At 55.6% G+C, this 17,608-nt stretch carries 16 protein-coding genes; 9 read left to right on the top strand and 7 right to left on the bottom strand.

Annotation, left to right across the window (positions count from 1 at the left end):
* Positions 1 to 160: 160 nt before the first annotated feature.
* The 3 genes from CA54_RS16585 to CA54_RS16575 all read left to right on the top strand — a co-directional run bounded on the left by CA54_RS16585 (position 161) and on the right by CA54_RS16575 (position 2,169).
* Positions 161 to 529 carry a GxxExxY protein gene (locus tag CA54_RS16585; protein ID WP_197532512.1) on the top strand — a complete coding sequence of 123 codons (369 nt, stop codon included), beginning with the start codon at positions 161 to 163 and terminating at the stop codon, positions 527 to 529.
* 99 nt (positions 530 to 628) lie between these two features.
* Positions 629 to 1,816, top strand: a complete 1,188-nt coding sequence (dinB, locus tag CA54_RS16580) for a DNA polymerase IV (protein WP_146371921.1) — start codon at positions 629 to 631, stop codon at positions 1,814 to 1,816.
* A gap of 170 nt (positions 1,817 to 1,986) precedes the next feature.
* Complete coding sequence (locus CA54_RS16575) at positions 1,987 to 2,169, top strand: hypothetical protein (protein WP_146371920.1); 183 nt, start codon at positions 1,987 to 1,989, stop codon at positions 2,167 to 2,169.
* Positions 2,170 to 2,271: 102 nt separating this feature from the next.
* On the opposite strand, the gene CA54_RS16570 is transcribed toward CA54_RS16575, so the two are convergent.
* Entirely contained in the window at positions 2,272 to 3,510 is a 1,239-nt protein-coding gene (locus CA54_RS16570; protein ID WP_146371919.1) for a hypothetical protein, read from the bottom strand.
* Between the two features lie 233 nt (positions 3,511 to 3,743).
* Here CA54_RS16570 and CA54_RS16565 point away from each other — a divergent pair, with 233 nt between their 5' ends.
* Both CA54_RS16565 and CA54_RS16560 read left to right on the top strand, forming a co-directional pair.
* Positions 3,744 to 4,724, top strand: a complete 981-nt coding sequence (locus CA54_RS16565; RefSeq protein WP_146371918.1) for a sensor histidine kinase — start codon at positions 3,744 to 3,746, stop codon at positions 4,722 to 4,724.
* Positions 4,721 to 5,473 carry a response regulator transcription factor gene (locus CA54_RS16560; RefSeq protein ID WP_146371917.1) on the top strand — a complete coding sequence of 251 codons (753 nt, stop codon included), beginning with the start codon at positions 4,721 to 4,723 and terminating at the stop codon, positions 5,471 to 5,473. The genes CA54_RS16565 and CA54_RS16560 overlap by 4 nt, the downstream gene beginning before the upstream one ends.
* A gap of 9 nt (positions 5,474 to 5,482) precedes the next feature.
* Here CA54_RS16560 and CA54_RS16555 read toward each other — a convergent pair whose 3' ends face one another.
* A complete protein-coding gene (locus CA54_RS16555; protein WP_231963120.1) occupies positions 5,483 to 6,595 on the bottom strand; it encodes a tRNA-queuosine alpha-mannosyltransferase domain-containing protein in 1,113 nt (370 codons plus the stop codon).
* Between the two features lie 188 nt (positions 6,596 to 6,783).
* On the opposite strand from CA54_RS16555, the gene CA54_RS16550 reads away from it, so the two are divergent.
* Positions 6,784 to 8,163: a glutamine synthetase family protein gene (locus tag CA54_RS16550; RefSeq protein WP_146371915.1), complete on the top strand. Its 1,380-nt coding sequence runs from the start codon at positions 6,784 to 6,786 to the stop codon at positions 8,161 to 8,163.
* A 72-nt stretch (positions 8,164 to 8,235) separates the two neighbouring features.
* A complete protein-coding gene (locus tag CA54_RS16545) occupies positions 8,236 to 8,967 on the top strand; it encodes a gamma-glutamyl-gamma-aminobutyrate hydrolase family protein (RefSeq protein ID WP_146371914.1) in 732 nt (243 codons plus the stop codon).
* Between the two features lie 248 nt (positions 8,968 to 9,215).
* Here the strand turns inward: CA54_RS16545 and frr are convergent, their stop codons facing one another.
* From frr to dnaE, 3 genes are all read right to left on the bottom strand, one after another.
* Positions 9,216 to 9,776 (bottom strand): ribosome recycling factor, encoded by a 561-nt coding sequence (frr, locus tag CA54_RS16540; protein ID WP_146371913.1) that lies wholly within the window; start codon positions 9,774 to 9,776, stop codon positions 9,216 to 9,218.
* A gap of 56 nt (positions 9,777 to 9,832) precedes the next feature.
* A complete protein-coding gene (gene pyrH, locus CA54_RS16535; protein WP_145378579.1) occupies positions 9,833 to 10,633 on the bottom strand; it encodes a UMP kinase in 801 nt (266 codons plus the stop codon).
* A 135-nt stretch (positions 10,634 to 10,768) separates the two neighbouring features.
* Positions 10,769 to 14,272, bottom strand: coding sequence for a DNA polymerase III subunit alpha (dnaE, locus tag CA54_RS16530; protein ID WP_146371912.1), 3,504 nt, complete (start codon positions 14,270 to 14,272; stop codon positions 10,769 to 10,771).
* Between the two features lie 331 nt (positions 14,273 to 14,603).
* On the opposite strand from dnaE, the gene CA54_RS16525 reads away from it, so the two are divergent.
* Both CA54_RS16525 and CA54_RS16520 read left to right on the top strand, forming a co-directional pair.
* Positions 14,604 to 15,320 (top strand): PEP-CTERM sorting domain-containing protein, encoded by a 717-nt coding sequence (locus CA54_RS16525; protein WP_146371911.1) that lies wholly within the window; start codon positions 14,604 to 14,606, stop codon positions 15,318 to 15,320.
* A 172-nt stretch (positions 15,321 to 15,492) separates the two neighbouring features.
* A complete protein-coding gene (locus tag CA54_RS16520; protein ID WP_146371910.1) occupies positions 15,493 to 16,560 on the top strand; it encodes a leucine-rich repeat domain-containing protein in 1,068 nt (355 codons plus the stop codon).
* Between the two features lies 1 nt (position 16,561).
* Here CA54_RS16520 and CA54_RS29420 read toward each other — a convergent pair whose 3' ends face one another.
* Positions 16,562 to 16,699, bottom strand: coding sequence for a hypothetical protein (locus CA54_RS29420; RefSeq protein WP_197532511.1), 138 nt, complete (start codon positions 16,697 to 16,699; stop codon positions 16,562 to 16,564).
* Between the two features lie 170 nt (positions 16,700 to 16,869).
* Positions 16,870 to 17,586, bottom strand: coding sequence for a TVP38/TMEM64 family protein (locus tag CA54_RS16515; protein ID WP_146371909.1), 717 nt, complete (start codon positions 17,584 to 17,586; stop codon positions 16,870 to 16,872).
* Between the last annotated feature and the right edge of the window lie 22 nt (positions 17,587 to 17,608).

The following is a 17,608-nucleotide window of genomic DNA, read 5'->3' as shown; positions in this document are numbered from 1 at the left end:
GCGACGGATCAATTCCGTGACGGTAACAATCGTGTTGATCGCGTTCGGCGTAATCAAAAAGGGCTTCACGCGAAGGCGCAAAAGACGCAAATATTTTAGGGGACACTTTTTTAAGAGAATCTAAAAGGATAAACGTGTGGGAAGGCCTAGTGAAAATGAGTTGGCGACCGCGGTCGTGGATGTTGCCTACCACGTACACCGCAAATTAGGACCAGGACTGCTGGAATCGGCCTACGAAGCCATCATGGTTCATGAATTGAAACAACGGGGGTTCCGTGTGGAATCTCAAGCTTCTGTTCCTTTGCTGTGGGGTGGCATTGAAGTTGAAACCGCCTATCGCGCTGATTTGATTGTTGACGGCAAAATGATTGTGGAATTGAGGTCCATAGAGCAAATTGCACCTGTCCACAAAAAACAGCTACTCACGTATCTGAGAATCACCGATTGCCGTCTTGGGTTATTGATCAATTTTGGCTGCGAACTATTCAAGAACGGAGTTTCACGCGTAGTAAATAATTTAGAAGAATAACGCCCTAGAATCACAAAACGTAAATCCAACCCCTTGCACGCCATTAAACACCTTTGCCGCCTTAGCGCCTTCGCGTGAGGCATTTTAAAAAAACACACAATGATCCTACACGTCGACATGGACGCGTTCTACGCGTCAGTGGAACAACGCGATCGGCCGGAGTTGCGGGGGCGACCGGTGATCGTGGGGGGTACGCCGGAAGGGCGGGGCGTGGTGGCGGCGGCGAGTTATGAGGCGCGGCAATTCGGGATCCATAGCGCCATGCCGGCAATCACTGCGCGACGACTGTGTCCGCAAGCCGTCTGTCTGCCGGTTCGCATGCGACATTATGCTGCCATCTCCGCGCAGATTCGCGAAATCTTTCAGCGCTACACACCGACGATCGAACCGCTTTCATTGGACGAGGCGTTTCTGGATGTGGCGGGGACTGAAAAACTGTTTGGTTCCGCTTGCGATGTCGCACGACAGATCCAGACAACCATTCGCGAAGAGTTGAATCTGGCAGCATCGGTTGGCGTCGCTCCGAATAAATTTGTTGCCAAAATTGCCAGTGACCTCCGCAAGCCGCAAGGGTTTGTGTACGTTCCGCCCGACGGAGTGGCCGCATTTCTTGAACCCTTGGGGATCGAGCGGTTGTGGGGCGTTGGTAAAGTTTCCCAACAGGTTCTGCACAAATTGGGGGTGCGGACGATTGGTCAATTGCGGCAAATGGACGTCAGTATTCTGCGGGACCATTTTGGGAAACAGGGGGACCATCTGTGGGATCTGGCACATGGGCGCGACGAGCGGCGCGTGGTGCCGGATCACTTGGCGAAATCGATTTCGCACGAAACTACCTTTGCCCAGGACGTGGGTGACTTCGACGTTCTGCGGGCCTGTTTGTTGGATCTCACAGAACAGGTTGCCCGGCGGTTGCGACGACAGAAACTTAGCGGCCGGACGATTCAGTTGAAAATTCGGTTTGCCAATTTCCGCACGATCACGCGTGCGAACACCTTGCCGGTGCCGACAAATGTGACGCAGACCTTGTGGGAGACGGCGGCGGAATTACTAGCGTCGAACCTGTCGGCCGCGACACCGCCGGTGCGGTTATTGGGGATGGGAGTGAGCGGTTTTGACAATCGTGGTCCGCAGCAAGGTTCGTTGTTTGCCGACAAAGACACGGAGCGGCATAGCCGGCTGGATGTTGTGCGGGACGCGATTCGGGAGAAGTTCGGCGAATCGGCCTTGGGCCGAGGCGCGCGTCTGACGGATCAGGAAAATGCAAGCGGCGGACCTAGTGAATAACGCAGCTCAGCGGCAGGTGGTGCGGACTATGCCGAATTCGCGGGGATTAAGAACTGAAAAAAAGGCGATCTGGCGATTTCCCCACTGGAATCCGATACGCCAAGCCGCATATACTGGGAACTTAAGGCAAGATTTCCTCCTGATGAAAATTGCGGGCAACGGGACGAGGCATGGCGAAAAAAATCGTAATTGTATCATTAGCGGCATCGGGACTAGTGGGAGCCATCGCGTTGGTGGACTTGATCACAGGATTCCCGTTTGGCAAATTTAGCGCCGTGATGGACATCTGCATGATCATCGGTGCTGCCGTTGTGCTTTATATGGCCTACGACACGATCGACGAGGTCAAGTAAGCGGCATTGGGCCACTGAATCATTGGAACGGCTGCGCCGAGTCCCCTCGCGGCGCGGCCGTATTGTTTATCCGCCTCAATGATTTTTTACACGCCAAGCGGCTCAGCGAAAATACGCGGGCAGATCCGGAATGGTTTCCCGCAGGATCTCAAGAATGGCCTTCCGCTCGGCCAGCGGGATTTTCTGAAAATCCTGCCCCGGCTCCTCCCCACTCAGCACTTTCCAAATGCGTTTGTACAAGCGAGCCTTGGCAGCGGCTGGGAGTTGCTGAAATGCGGGGGTGTAGATCTGGTAGCTCAAGCGGTACTTGAACAGCCGCGTGTTCAAGTCGAATTGCCGCAAGCTACGGCCGTGAGAATCCTCCGGCCCGTTGAATTCAAAGGCACCGGTGAATCCGCTATCGCCCAGCACCTCCTCCGTCAGCGGCGGTTCGTCGATGAAAAATAGATACCGCAACAAAAACTCCTCCACGGTCGACTCGCGTTCCAGACGCGTTTCATAATTCAGCCGCGTCAATAGATTTTGGAGATAGGTTTGGTGCTCCATCACCATCAAAGCCACGATGTCGCTGTGAGGCGTCAGGTAGAGTTGGACGTCAAAAAACGAGGAGAGGTCGTTGATGTTGCCGTGCAGCAACGGGTCCTTACGGAATTCACGGGCGGCGTCGGCGCCGATGACATTGCCCATGTGCGGTTGAGCGCCATGGTCACCGGTGACGTACCATCCGCCCCAGCGTTTGATGAGCGGGCTGTCGTGGTTAATGAGGGAGCGACCATTGAGCGGTTCGCCACGATGGTCGGTGAAAAAGGAGCGTGCAAGATGTCCGGGAACCTGCAAGGTATTGGTCGTCACATGGCAGGTGAGGCAGTTTTTGGCGCGCACGAACTTGGCCGGCTGTTCCGGAGTTTGCGGCATGGTGTAAAACATCCCCCCTTTTTGAGGGTCGACCGTGGAAATTTCCAAAGCCTGACTCCCGGGAGTCCAACTCACGTAGGTTTGGTCATTGAAGTAAATCGCCCGCGGCGTTTTGGGGCTGATCAATTTGCGGTTCAGTGAGGTTTTTGAATAAACCAACACCTGCGATTCGACAGAAATGTCCAATGCCCGCAACAGAGACCGCAGGTAGCCGCGCGATGGTTCATGCTTCAACCGCACCTGCCGGGCGTCTAATTTTTTGCTGAGCTGGGCAATTGGATCCGCGCTGGATTCATCCTCGTAATCGATCGGCGGACGGCCATAGGGAAACGGCGTTGCGACGTCAGGAATCCGATCCTCCGCCCGAGCGATGGCCCCGACCGTCAATTCCCCGATCAAAAAAACTACCAGCAAACAGATTCGCATCGTCGCACAACCTCTCCCCAACGGGCTCGCTGCCCCAAACATTATCTAACCTCCGCGTATGACAGATACTTGAGGGTAACACAACTGAATCGGAAGACACAGCAAACCCTGCGGGTACCGAGGGGGGCGCGCGGACGGTTTCCTGATACAATACCAACAGCGAGACCGGCGACGGTTTCTCGGAATCTGCCATCCTTCATTTCCAGGGGCGCGTTCCCGGCGCTGGATTTATCATGGTTCATTACTCCTCACGCAAATGGCCGATCATTCTCGGTGTGATCCTCGTCGCGCTGGTCGTGGCGATGTTGGTGATTTGGATCGTCAATCAAGCCTCCTCCCAACAGTGGGGGATGTTGATTCTCGGCGCCATCTTCTTTTCGCTGGTGTTGATCGGCGTCGTGCTGTATTTCATCCTCACGATCAAAGAGGTCAATCTCAGCCGGCGACAGGCGAATTTTATTGACGCGGTCACGCACGAATTAAAATCGCCGATTGCCTCAATCAAGTTGTACCTGCAGACGCTCGACATGCGCGAAGTCGATCTTGAGCAACAGCGGGAATTTCATCGGTTTATGCTCGAAGATGTGCAACGGCTCGACGCGCTCATCGATCATCTGTTGGTCGCGGCGCGGCTAGATTTTGAAGAACAGGAGGAAGCGCCGCGGGATGTTGATGCGGTGGATTGTTTGACCCACTGCGTTGATATCGTCTCGCGACGTTTTCAGTTGCAACCGGAACAAGTCCAAATGGACCTGGTCCCTTGCACCGTGCATGCCCGCAACCGCGATTTGGAAATGATCTTCACCAACCTGTTGGACAATGCCGCCAAGTATGCCGGCGAAAATCCAAAAATCCACGTACAAGTCCGCCCCGGCGGCATAGATCGCGTGATCATTCGCATTTCGGACAATGGCCGCGGTGTGCGGTTTGAAGTAAGGCGAAAGATATTCCAGCGTTTTTTCCGCGGTGGATCGGAGTTGGTTCGCACCACCGTCGGCACCGGACTGGGGTTGTATCTGGTCCGTTCGCTGGTCAAAAAGGCCAAAGGCAAGATTTCGGTAAACAATCGTGGACCGTTCTCCGGCGCGACGTTTGAAGTCGAGCTGCCGGGGCGTATGATAGAAGCAGCTCAACAGCCACCGACGCCGGAACAACCGGCTGAAAACCTGACACCCCAGCATTCGGCGGAGACTCCGCCGTCCCCACACACATGAACAAGAAAGTTTTGATTGTCGAGGACGAAGCGCACATCGGCATCGGGATCAAGTTCAATTGTGAGGCTGAAGGTCTCGAGGCGACGTTGGTCGAAGATGGTCCGTCGGCGTTGAAATTGATTGCCGACGAACCCGATGAATTTTGCGCCGTCATCTTAGATATCATGCTCCCCGATATGAGCGGCTATGCCGTGCTCGAAGAGATCCGTGCCCGCGGCATTCAGATTCCGGTGCTGATTCTCAGCGCGCGGACCCTGACTGAGGATAAGGTCCGCGGATTCGATGCCGGCGCCGACCAGTACCTGACCAAACCGTTTGAACTACCAGAGCTAATTAGCCGGGTCAAAAGCCTCGTCAATCGCCGCAAGCCCGAACCCGCTGCTCTGCCGACTCCCGATGTCTTTACCTTCGGCAATGCCCGTATCGATTTTAAGCGGCATGAGGTCACAGTCGATGGCGAGTTATTGGAATTGACGACCAAGGAATTGGACCTGTTGCGGTTTTTCGTCGCGCGGGAAGGACAAGTGTTGTCCCGCGGTGATTTGTTGGACAACGTCTGGGGCGTCGATTCATCGCCGATCACCCGTACGGTCGACAATTTCATTGTCCGCCTGCGACGCTACTTCGAGATCGACCCAGCCAACCCGCAGCACTTCCTGTCAGTCCGCGGCGTCGGCTATCGCTTTGTCGCCGACCCCAATGGCGAAGAGAACGAGGAAAGCAAAACCGAGGATGATAAAAACGAATAACGTCGTTCGCTAACGCAAGTTGTCCATGGCAGCGTCCATCTCCGCCGCAATACGATCCCAATAATACTGGCGCATTGCCAGACGACCGCGCTGGGGAGTCGCACCCCACAAACGGCCCGCTTGCTGCCGGGTAGCTAATTCTTGCAAACGATCCGCCAGCCCGCCCACAGTGCCGTCGAAAAAAATAGCGGCGGTCTCATCACTCTCAAGTGCCGCCAAGGTTTCCGGATAGGCCAATCGTCTCGGCACGACCGGAAACGCGCCGGCGGTGACTGCTTCGATGATGCCGATTCCGAAAAACTCATGCACAGCTGTTGAAACAGCGACGTCCGCGTCCAGCAGCGCTGCGACGTATTCCTCGCGCGATGTTTGATAGCCCCACCGGTCGATTCGGTCAGCGAAACGGCGCCGCGCCTCGGCGAAAACCGCGGGAACCTGTGCGAAGGATTCGCCGATCACGCTCAGCCGATATTCAATGCCGGACTGCTGAAGGATTTCGAGCGCCGCGAAAAAATCGTCGGGGTTCTTGTCATGCTCCCAGCGCGCTGCCCATAAAATCCGCAATGGACCGTCACGCCGCGCACCGCGTGCAGGGAACTCATCAATGCCCGGCGAATGCACGACCGCTTTGTCGTGGATACCATCCAACACGTCCGCATGCGAGTAATCCGGCATCCGCTGCAGAAATGTGGCAGCTGCCTCGAGAAAAATGTCGTGATGATACTTCGAATTGAACCACACCGCCTCAGCCGCATACGCCGTGGTGATGTTGGTGTAGGCAAAATGTAAATCCCGCTCTTTTGCTCGTTGTTGCGGATATGTCAATTGGTTCTCGTGGAAATAGACCACCGCTGGCAACGACGCCACGTGCGGCGCGGTCAGACCGCGAAACTCCGGCAGATTCAACATGTCGGAACAAAAGATCGCATCCCACCGCTGGCCCTGATCGACGCGTTTGGCGACCATCTCCGCAAACGTCACAGCAGCATGCCGCATCCGCCATTTCCACTTATAGGCCGGCAGCCCCAGCAGTGTGAAATCATGCTCACTCTGCGCTTGCCAACCATCCAGAAAAGCGCGATGGCTGCCGCCGTAGTAGGGTTCGAGGGCCAAGATGCGCATAGACAACAGGGATCTCCAAAGGACATCGGCGGGCGGGTCTATTTTTCGTCCATTATGGTCCCGTTGCCGCAGTTTGTATATTCTGTAAGACTCTGGCACCACTTGCGACGCCTAGAGCGTCGGCACGATGCCTCACTTCCGTTGCTGTTAAAATTGTCGACAATTGTTTCCGAGAAAACGAAAATACCATGACCGTACCGCAAGGTCTTCTCACCTCCAGCGAATTAGCTGAACTTGTCACGGCCGAAACGATTGACACCGTGTTGGTCGCATTTACGGACCTGTATGGGCGACTCGTTGGCAAACGTTTCGATGCCTCGTTTTTCGTCGAACAGATCGAAAAATCGGGCACGCACGCGTGTGACTATCTGCTGACTGTCGATATGGAGATGACGCCGGTCGCCGGTTATCGCTTTTCTAACTGGGAGCGTGGTTACGGTGACTTTCATCTCGTGCCCGATTTGACCACGCTCCGCGTCGCTACTTGGCTGGACCGCACAGCCATGGTGCTGTGCGACGTCCACAATGAATCGGCCCACGCGCTCGTCAACGTGGCACCCCGTTCGTTGTTGCAAAAACAAATCGAGCAGGCGGAAAAGTTGGGATACGCCGCCAAGGCCGGTTCGGAATTGGAATACTTCATCTTCGAGAATTCCTACCGTGATGCTGCCGAAGGGGGATATGCAAATCTCAAACCGGCGGGATGGTACATCGAGGATTATCACACACTGCAGGGCACGCGGGAGGAATCGTTCAACGGCGCCGTCCGTCGGCATTTGTCACGGTCGGGAATTCCGGTGGAATGCACTAAAGGGGAATGGGGACTCGGGCAGCACGAACTGAATGTACGATACGCCGACATCCTGGCCATGGCCGACAATCAGGGCATCTATAAACAATGCGTGAAGGAAGTTGCCGATTCGCAAGGCATCAGCGTAACGTTCATGGCCAAATATTCTCACGACCATGCCGGTTCCAGTTGCCACATCCATCTCAGCCTGTGGAAAGATGGCAAAAACGCGTTTGCCGGTGATCAGGAATTCGCTGGAATCCAATGTTCAGACCTATTTCGCTGGTTCCTCGCTGGTTGGATGGGCCATGCGGCGGAATTGATGGTCTGTTATGCCCCCACAGTCAATTCCTACAAACGCTATCAATCCGGCTCCTGGGCACCAACGCGTTTGGCTTGGTGCCGCGATAATCGGACCGCTGGGTTTCGCGTCGTCGGTAATGGCCCGAGCTTGCGGATCGAATGCCGCATTCCCGGTGCGGACTGCAATCCGTATCTGGCCTACGCAGCTGCACTCGCCTCGGGTTTGGACGGCATCGCCAACAAAACCGAGCCGCCGTCGATCTTCGAAGGGGACGTCTATGCTGCGGAAGAACTGGAGCATGTCCCCCGCACCCTCGAAGAAGCCGCCCACAATTTCGCAAACAGCGAATTCGCCAAAGCGGCTTTTGGCGCGGAGGTTGTCGAACATTACGCACACTTCTTCCGCACTGAGGTCGACGATTATCACAAGGCGGTCACGGATTGGGAACGGCAGCGGTATTTCGAACGGATTTGATCGACCTGGTGAGACTGAGCCGCGTACAACAGGCAGCGGCACGGGCGACGTGAATATTTCAGAGCAGCAGACATGACAACTCCATTACATAACTCTCGGACGGCCCCGCTGATTGGCATCACGACGTATGGGCGGGATGAGGGAAACCGATTTACGCTCCCAGGCGAATACGTCGATGCCGTCCGCCGCGCCGGCGGCATTCCGTTGCTGATTGCTCCCGGCGAATCGCAGGTGGATGACGTGCTCGCGATTCTCGACGGACTCGTCCTTGCCGGTGGCGGCGATCTCTGTCCGACCTTGTACGGAGGGAGCATGCACGAATCGATCTACATGGTCGACAGCGAACGGGACAACAGCGAACTGGAATTGGCGCGCACGATTATCAAAGCGGGGTTTCCCACATTGGCGATTTGCCGCGGCGCTCAATTGGTCAATATCGCGCTGGGCGGCAATTTGCACGAGCATCTTCCCGATGTGGTCGGCGAAGAAATTCTCCACCGCCTACCGCCGCGTGAACCAGTCGAACATCAAGTCACGATCGACGCCGATTCACGTTTGGCCGCCGCCATGGGCGAAACCGATGTCTCGACCGCTTCGTGGCATCACCAAGCGATTCGCGACGTCGCACCAGCGCTAACAGTCACCGCCCGAGCACCCGACGGCACAATCGAAGCCGTCGAAGCGCGCGAACATCCCTGGCTACTCGCCGTACAATGGCACCCCGAACTCACCGCCGCCCGCGACGCGCACCAACAACGTTTATTCAACGCCTTGGTCGAAACCGCACAGCAAACAAAAACGTAGGGTGCGTCGCGACGCACCTTTCTCGCGTAGCATGAAAGATCCCCCCCAGCCTAATCAGCGACGCAAACCATTCCGCCCCGCGCATCGCACCGAACGCATTTGAATGTGTTCCGTAGACTGTGGGATGGCCTGTCGCTTGGCGATCGAAAACTCTCACCCCGGCCCTCTCCCAGAGAGAGAGGGGGAGATTTTCTTGGCGCGTTTTTTTAGCAGCGGCCCGGGAGAGCGCGGCTTTCGCTTCGCCGCGACTATTCTTCCATGACCTCTTTCTCTTTGGTCGTCGCTTGTTCGTTCACGCGGCCTTCATATTTTTTGGTCAGTTCCTGCACCTTGTCTTTGGTCGTATCTCGAATGTCTTCGGTCATCAGCTTATCTTTTTCCGCCTGCTCCGCATGTTTATTACCGTCTCGGCGGATATTGCGGATCGAGATCCGGGCTTCTTCGGCGAACTCCTTGACCCGCGACACCAATTGCCGACGGCGTTCCGTGGACAGCGGCGGAATGTTCAGGCGAATGATGCGGCCGTCGGAGTTAGGCGCTAAGCCGACGTCGCTGGCTTGAATTGCCTTGGAGATCGCGCTGATCGAAGAGGCGTCGAAGGGGCGGATGGCGATTTGTTGCGGCTCGGGAACAGTAATGCTCGCCAACTGCTTAATCGGTGTTTGTGAGCCGTAATATTCCACGCGAATTGAATCGACTAGTCCGGGAGTGGCGCGGCCGGTGCGCAGCCCTTGCAGTTGGCCGTGAAATACTTCAACGGCTTTTTCCATCCGCTCCTCGGCATCGAGCAAAATTTCGTCTTGATCCATAGTTGAAGTTCCTGCTTATATAATGTCCGTAAAAACGGTTCGATGAGGCAGAACAGTTATTCCGCAGCCTCTTTGCGAATTTGTGCGGCGGGGAGGACACGGGTGCCAATCCGCTCTCCGGCGGCGGCCCGTTCTAAGTTGCCCTCCCGTTTGAAATTGAAAACAACAATCGGAATGCCATGCTCCATGCAATGATGGAAAGCCTGCGCATCCATCACCTGCAGATTTTGAGCAAGCACATCCTGATAGGAAATGTCCGAGTAACGGACGGCATGTGGATTTTTTTCAGGGTCTTCGGCATAAACGCCGTCAACGCGGGTCGCCTTCAACACGACATCCGCTTCGATTTCCCGGGCGCGGAGCGCGGCGGCGGTGTCGGTCGTCACAAAAGGACTGCCGGTCCCCGCTCCCAAAATCACCACGCGGCCTTTTTCCAAATGGCGAATACAGCGGCGACGAATGAACGGTTCCGCCACACCCTCCATACGAATCGCCGTTTGCAACCGCGTGGGGACCCCGGCGTTTTCCAAGGCATCCTGCAGTGCCAACCCGTTGATCACGGTCGCCAACATCCCCATGTAGTGGGCTGTGGGAGCCTTAATCGAGGCGCTCACGGCAGAAAATTGCTTGCCGCGGAGAATGTTCCCCCCGCCGACCACAATCGCCAATTGCACGCCCGATTCGACGACCCGTTTGATTTGTTGTGAAACGGCAGCAACTTCGGACATGGTAATGCCCGATTCGCCGCTGCGGCAAAAACTTTCGCCGCTCAATTTGAGCAACACACGCGGATAAATCAGCGCGTCTTTGGAGACCGAGGAGTCATCGGACACTGGAGAGTCATCAGAGTCGGGCATCGCCGCTGTTCCTTTTGGGCATTGAATCTATCGGACGGAAAACCGCGCCAATTGTTGGTCGAGCCATGCCGTTTTATATCAGGTCACCCAATTCGTGCAACCGGCAAGGTCTGTGAACTGGGGCGTAATATCGACTTAACCGGTCCGCCGACGTCGACGTCGCGCGCCGTGCAAGCGGACATTTGCCTGGCCGACGACATCCTGCAATTCCGCTGCGACGCGGGGATCGCCGGAAACGCGCATCTCTGGAGGCGTTGAGAGGATAAACCGCACCTGCCGGGAACGATCTTCCTGATCGACCGATTCGACGACCAGCACAACTTCACATTTGCCGGGATGCCGGCGGAGAACATCATGCACGCGTTCGATATCTTGGTCGCTGTGAAGACCGCTTTGGAATTTGATGGCCACCTGTTCGGTGAACTTCCGTTTGGCATCCTCGATGGTCACCATTTCGTTGACGATCAAATTCGGCTCGCGACCACGCCGGTCGACTCGCCCGCGAATAAAGCAGATCATTTCCGGTTTGATCAATTCCTCATACCGGGCATAATCTTCCGGCCAGCAAATGCACCGGACAATGCCCTGGACATCCTCGAAATCGAAGTTGGCGTAGCGGGAATGGCCGTTGGTGCTCGGCTTTTTGGTCGCCGCCATCTTCACCGAATTGATGATGCCCCCCAACAGAACTTCGGCTTTATCGTCCAAGGCATGCAGGTCGCTGGTCGTGTGCGTCGCATACAAATTCAAGACGGCCGCACTCTCCGTCAACGGATGTGACGTCAGATAAAATCCAAAAACCTCTTTTTCAAAGGCCAATTGCTGCGCGTGTTGCCAGTCCGGGACCTCCGGCAATGTGCAGACCGGTTCGTCCGTCGTATTGTTCTCCGGTTCGTCGTCGTCGCCAAACAAGCTTTTTTGACCGCTGGCTTTATCGCGATGAATCGCAGCCGCCCCCTGCACCGCTCGTTCGACCACAGCCATTTGTTGTGCGCGGGTGCCGTCGAGGTTGTCCAGTCCCCCAGCTTTGATGAGGATCTCCAACGTCCCTTTGGTCATGTTCTTGGGATCGACCCGTTCGGCGAGATCGAAAATGCTCTTGTACGGTCCGTTGGCCTGCCGTTCCTCGACGATGGCCTTGGTATTGCTTTCGCCGAGACCTTTGATGGCATTCAATCCAAACGTCAATCCATCCTCGATGACGCCAAATTCTTCCACCGATTGATTCACATCGGGAGGATACACCTTGATGTTCATCCGCCGCGCATCGTCCATGTGCTCGTTGATGCGGTCGGAACTTTCCATGCCGCAGGACAACAGCGCCGCCATGAACTCCCAGGGATAATGCGCCTTGAGGTAGGCCGTCTGATAAGCGATCGCTCCGTAGGCCGTGGAGTGCGATTTATTGAATCCGTAACCGGCGAAGAACTCGATCATCTGAAACAGTTCTTCCGCCTGTTTCCGATCCATGTTGTTTTCGACCGCCCCGTTTAAAAACTCCTCGCGGTACTTGGCAATCACAGCCAGCTTTTTCTTACCGATCGCCTTAATACATTGATACGACGACGAAAGTTCAATATTCCCCAACCGGTTGAGGATCCGCATCACCTGTTCTTGGTAGACCATCACGCCGTACGTCTCAGCCAGGATCTCGTCGACCACCGGGTGCACGGTCGGTGGATCCATGCGACCGTTTTTCACGTCGACGTAGGTCATCACCATGCCCCCTTCCAACGGGCCGGGACGATACAGGGCCGAGGTGGCGATGATATCTTCAAACCGGTCAGGACGCATTTTCTGCAACAGGTCCCGCATCCCGCCGCTTTCCAGCTGGAAGATGCCTTTGGTCTCGCCCCGTTGCAGCAGGGCAAACGTCTCCTTGTCGTCCAGTGGAAACTTAGAGGGATCAATATCGTGGCCGGCGTGCTTTTTGACGTTTTTGACCGCCTTGTCGAGAATCGTCAGATTCCGCAGCCCCAAAAAGTCCATCTTCAGCAGCCCGGCAGTCTCGACGTCGGTCCACTGTGTGAGGATGTCGTCTTTGCCGGTGATTTTCTGCAGCGGCACATACTCGTCCAATGGCCGGTCGGCGATCACCACACCGGCGGCGTGGGTTCCGACATTGCGTGCCAAACCTTCCAACCGCATCGCGAAGTCGAGCACCTCTTTGATTTCCGGGTCGGAGTTGTAAACGGCTTTCAACTCGCCGCTCTCTTCGATGGCATCTTTGAGTTTGATCCCCAAGGTTTCGGGAATCATTTTGGCAACTTGATTCACCCGATCGATGGGAATGCTCAGCACCCGTGCCACGTCGCGGACCGCCGCTTTGGCTTTCAGCGTCCCGAACGTGCCAATTTGGGCGACGTTGGCTTCGCCATATTTTTCCTTCACATAGTTGAGCACGTCCGCGCGGCCATCGCGGCAGAAGTCGATGTCGATATCAGGCGCCTCGGCCCGGTTGGGATCGAGAAACCGCTCGAACAGCAGGTCATATTCCAACGGGCAAACGTTACTCAGGCCCAACACATAGGCCACGATCGCTCCACACGCCGAACCGCGGGCCAGATTCGGAATGCCCTTGGACCGTGAAAAGCGGACGAAGTCCCACACGATCAAAAAGTAACTCGAATACCCCATCCGCTCGATGATGCCCAGCTCGTAGTCCAAGCGGTCGAAGTACTTCTGGTCGGCGTCTTTTCCATACCGCCATTCAATGCCGTCCGTGCACAATTCACGGAGGTACTCGACATCGGTTTTGCCTTCGGGTGGTTTGAATACGGGATAATGCCGCGCGGTTAGGTCAATTTGAATATCGACCTTGTCGGCGATTTCCTGACTGCGGGCCACGGCGTCGGCGTGATCGGGGAAGGCGGCGTACATCTCTTCGGGCGAACGGACAAAAAACTGCGAGCCTTCCATCTTCATCCGCCGCGTGTCGCTGCGGTAGCTCTTGGTATTCACGCACAGCAGCACATCGTGAGCGGCTGCGTCATCCTCACACAAATAATGCGAGTCATTCGTCGCAACCAGCGGCAGGCCTTTTTTGTTGGCGAAGTCGACCGTTGCATCGGCGCAGATTTTTTGAATTTCTAATCCGGCATTTTGAATCTCGAGGTAGTAATCCTCGCCGAACATCTTGTGAAACCACTGAATCGTGTTATCGGCTTCTTGCATCCGTTCGCCGAGGATTTGCTGCGACAATTCCGCGGCCGCACATCCGGAAAGGCAAATCAAACCTTCGCGATGCCGTTCCAGGAGTTCCTTGTCGATACGGGGCTTGTAATAAAACCCCTCCAAGTAGGCGGCCGACGCGAGCTTGACCAGGTTTTTGAAACCGGTGTAGTTTTTGGCCAATAGCGTGAGGTGGAAACTCGCCTCTTTCATGCGCGACGCATTGCGATCAAAGCGGCTGCCGGGGGCGATATAGGCTTCGTAGCCCAGGATCGGATTGATCCCTTCTCGTTGGCAGGTTTGGTAGAACTCCAGCGCGCCGAATAAATTCCCGTGATCGGTGATCGCCAGCGAATTCATACCCATGTCTTTGGCTTGTTGAACCAAAGCAGGAATCTTGCTGGCACCGTCGAGCAAGCTGTAGTGGGTGTGGCAATGCAGATGAACAAAGGGACGTGCGTCGTTCATAACGATCCTTCAGTGGGTGTGCCTGTAGCGCGGACGGTCCGTCGCGAGCGGGTTTCTCCCCATTGTATCAACAGCCCTGCGGGGCATCGACCGAATGGAGCGGGAATGTTGATAACGGGCAGTTTTGCCTAGGTTTCAAGGCAAATTCGGGACCAATGGCTCGCCAATTTGCTCGGAATTATTTGCAAAAAGCACGAGGCGTCCCCATTGATTCTGCTTGTCGTTGCCAGCAGCTTGGGACATGATGGAAGGATAAACACGTGGGGAAGGTGCCCGGCGAAACCAGACGGATTTTTCTTCAAAGATTTTCAACGAACGATGAGGCACAGAAATGGCGTTCAAAAAAACAGGACTTATCGTCGTCGCTCTGGCGATGACAGTCACGACGGGGACAGCGGCTCAAGCTGGACCGATTCAGGTGGGAGGCACGTATAACGTTACGAATACGAACTTCCCCAATTCGTTTACGAGCGGACCGCTGACGATCAACTCGACAGCCAAACCGATCGGCGGCGCCGGTTCGGGAGGTCTGACGGTGCGTGAACGGATTACCGACACCAGCTCCGAAGCACAATGGATTGAATGGATCTTTGAAAAGACCGATGCGCCGTTGGCCGATGTGACCACCGGTGGTTGGAAAACAGAAATCTTTAATGTTCCGGTCACCACTCCGGTGATTTACGATGGATTCTTCATCTACTGGACCATCAACGGCACCGCCGCACAAAACATCACCACCATTCCCGGATTGGGAGCCCCGCAGGTCAACCCGCTGAATCCGGCGCATTTGGTATACGGCGGATTTTTCCCAGCCGAAGGCCCTTTCACCGGCCCGTTGAGTTTCGACGCATTCCTGACCAATTATGGATTGGGAATTTCGGATGGGAACATGGACATCAACCAAATCAACGGCTTTGTCGTCGGCGCCCATCTGACAACAGCCACCGGCGCCGAGCTGGTCCCCGAACCAGCCAGCATCACAATGTTGGCCATCGGCGGCATCGCCCTGTGCGGCTACGGTTGGCGACGCAAACGCCGAACGGTCTGAGACGACCGCTACACACGAAATGAAAACAGACCGCCTGCGTAGATACGTCGGCGGTCTGTTTTTGTTCGGTGGTTCTAATTTGGCGAGCGCGCTGGTGGTACGATCTAGCAAAAATTGCCGCCGCGCATTTTTCTGGTAGACTTCCCGGACACACAAAATAGGAGCGCTCGCCATGTCCGAACCCCACCCCCCAAAAAAATCTCGCTGGCCCCGCGCGGGGCTGATGCTGCTCGTCGGCGTCATGTTGCTACTCGTCGGCGGAGTGCTCAGCGTGTGGTTGCCGTATCACCGCGAACAACAGGCGGTGGCCGCTATAGAACGTCTGGGCGGTAGGGTCGACTACGAACTCGTTTGTCCGAAGCCTCTGGCCAAACTAATTGACGATGAGGATAGCCTGGAGCTGTTTCAGCGTGTGAGATACGTTGATTTGAGCTTTACCAGGGTGCGGGACGAGGATATTGCCCTATTGCGCGACTTTCAGCACCTTAAAAGTCTTGGCCTCAGATATTCGCAGATCACCGATGCCGGGATGCGACACGTTGGCGGAATTAGCGAGTTAGAAAGTCTTGACGTCTACAATACGCAGATTAGTGACGCGGGGCTAGCGGAGCTGCGACATCTGTACCAACTCAACATGCTCGCGCTCGGCAAAACTCGTGTCACGGATGCGGGGCTGCAGCACATCGGTCAGTTGAAGAAATTGGAAACCCTTTCGCTCTCGAACACCAAAGTAAGTGACGCCGGATTAGAGCAGTTGCATGATCTGACGAATCTCCGATACCTCGACTTGGAGAGGACAACCGTTGCTGGACCGGGTCTGGTCTACCTTGCGCGGTTAAACGGACTGAAGCATCTCAATCTTCGCCGAACCCTTATCAACGATGCGGCGTTCGCACATCTTGGCGGATTCACCTCGCTGGAATCTCTGGACCTCATGTATACGAAAATCACTGGGGCCGGGTTGGAGCATTTGCGTGCTTTGACCACGCTGACAGACCTAGCTTTGGACGGCACTTCCATCGATAGTGCGGGGTTGAAGTCGCTCCTCGGCCTGTCCAAATTAGAAACGTTATCACTCAACGGCACGCAAGTCACCGATGCCGGTGTCGAGCGATTGTTAAAACTGCCAAAGCTCTATGAGTTGTCAGTAGAACAGACTCAAGTCACCCCAGCCGGTCTCAAAAAAAACGACAAGGTGACCAGTCGTCGATCCTTTGATACGGATTTCTGTTTCCCGTAACCTACTCCGCTGCCGCCGGCACCGGGACGCCGTCGCCTTCGTTGACCGGATCTTCTGAGAGATCCATCGACATTACGTAAATCACCATTCCGACCAGCATCAACACCACGACGGCGATTTGTACTTTTTTGTTTCCCATAGCTTGCTTTCAGCACCTTTATTTAAAAGTCAATTCGTTTTGAAACGGGCGTCGATTCTCGCGAAGCAGCGCCGGAGAATCAAGGGACGTTGTAGGCGTGAGGCTTGAGGGGACAGGCGTGAGGACTGACGGGGCAATTTCCGCATGTCGCACTGCTCGCGTCTCAGGCCTCACTGCTCAGGCCTCAAGTCTTCATCCAACGCAGGGTCCGCTTCGGTCAGTGCTTGCCGTGCCATGCGGGTTACGTAGATGATCAACACGATGCAGACTGCCAGCCCGGCGAACAACACGAATTCGTGGAGTCGGGAATGCGAACTGGCGTTGCCGGCGATTTTGGCCGCATGCCCTGCCACGTAACCGAAATAGACTTCGACAAAAATCCCCGGAATGATCCCCAGGCATCCCAGGATAAACGTGCTGAAGCGCGTGTTGGTCGTGCCTAACGCATAGCTAATGGCGACTGGGCTGAGTGGCGTGAGCCGCAACAACACCTGAAACTTCAACCCCCGACGTTCCGCAGCGGCGGCGACTGCGGCGATTTTTGGCTGCTGACTCAATGCCGCAGCCACACGTTTCCGTAGGATAAAGTGGGAGATGATATAGCACAGGCAGGATGCCCCCAGCGCACCGGTGACGACGACCACGGTCCCTTCGATCAATCCAAACAGCACCCCCGCCGCGACGGCGAACAGTGTATCGGGCACGAATAGCGGCGTGGCTAAGGCCACGATAACGGCTAGCGCAAGCGGTCCCCAAAAGCCCAATGCGGCAATATCGGCCTCGATTTTGGGGATTTCGCTCCCCATCCAACGTCCGAACAGGATCACAGCGACGACCAATGCCACAATGATGACTAGCCGTATGAGGATGCTTTGCCGGTTTTTCACATTCGCCTACAGATTCAATAAC

It is taken from the genome of Symmachiella macrocystis (assembly GCF_007860075.1).
GTDB classification, from domain to species: Bacteria; Planctomycetota; Planctomycetia; order Planctomycetales; family Planctomycetaceae; genus Symmachiella; species Symmachiella macrocystis.
Note: the sequence above shows the minus strand (reverse complement) of the source record. Positions and strands in the feature narration are given on the sequence as shown.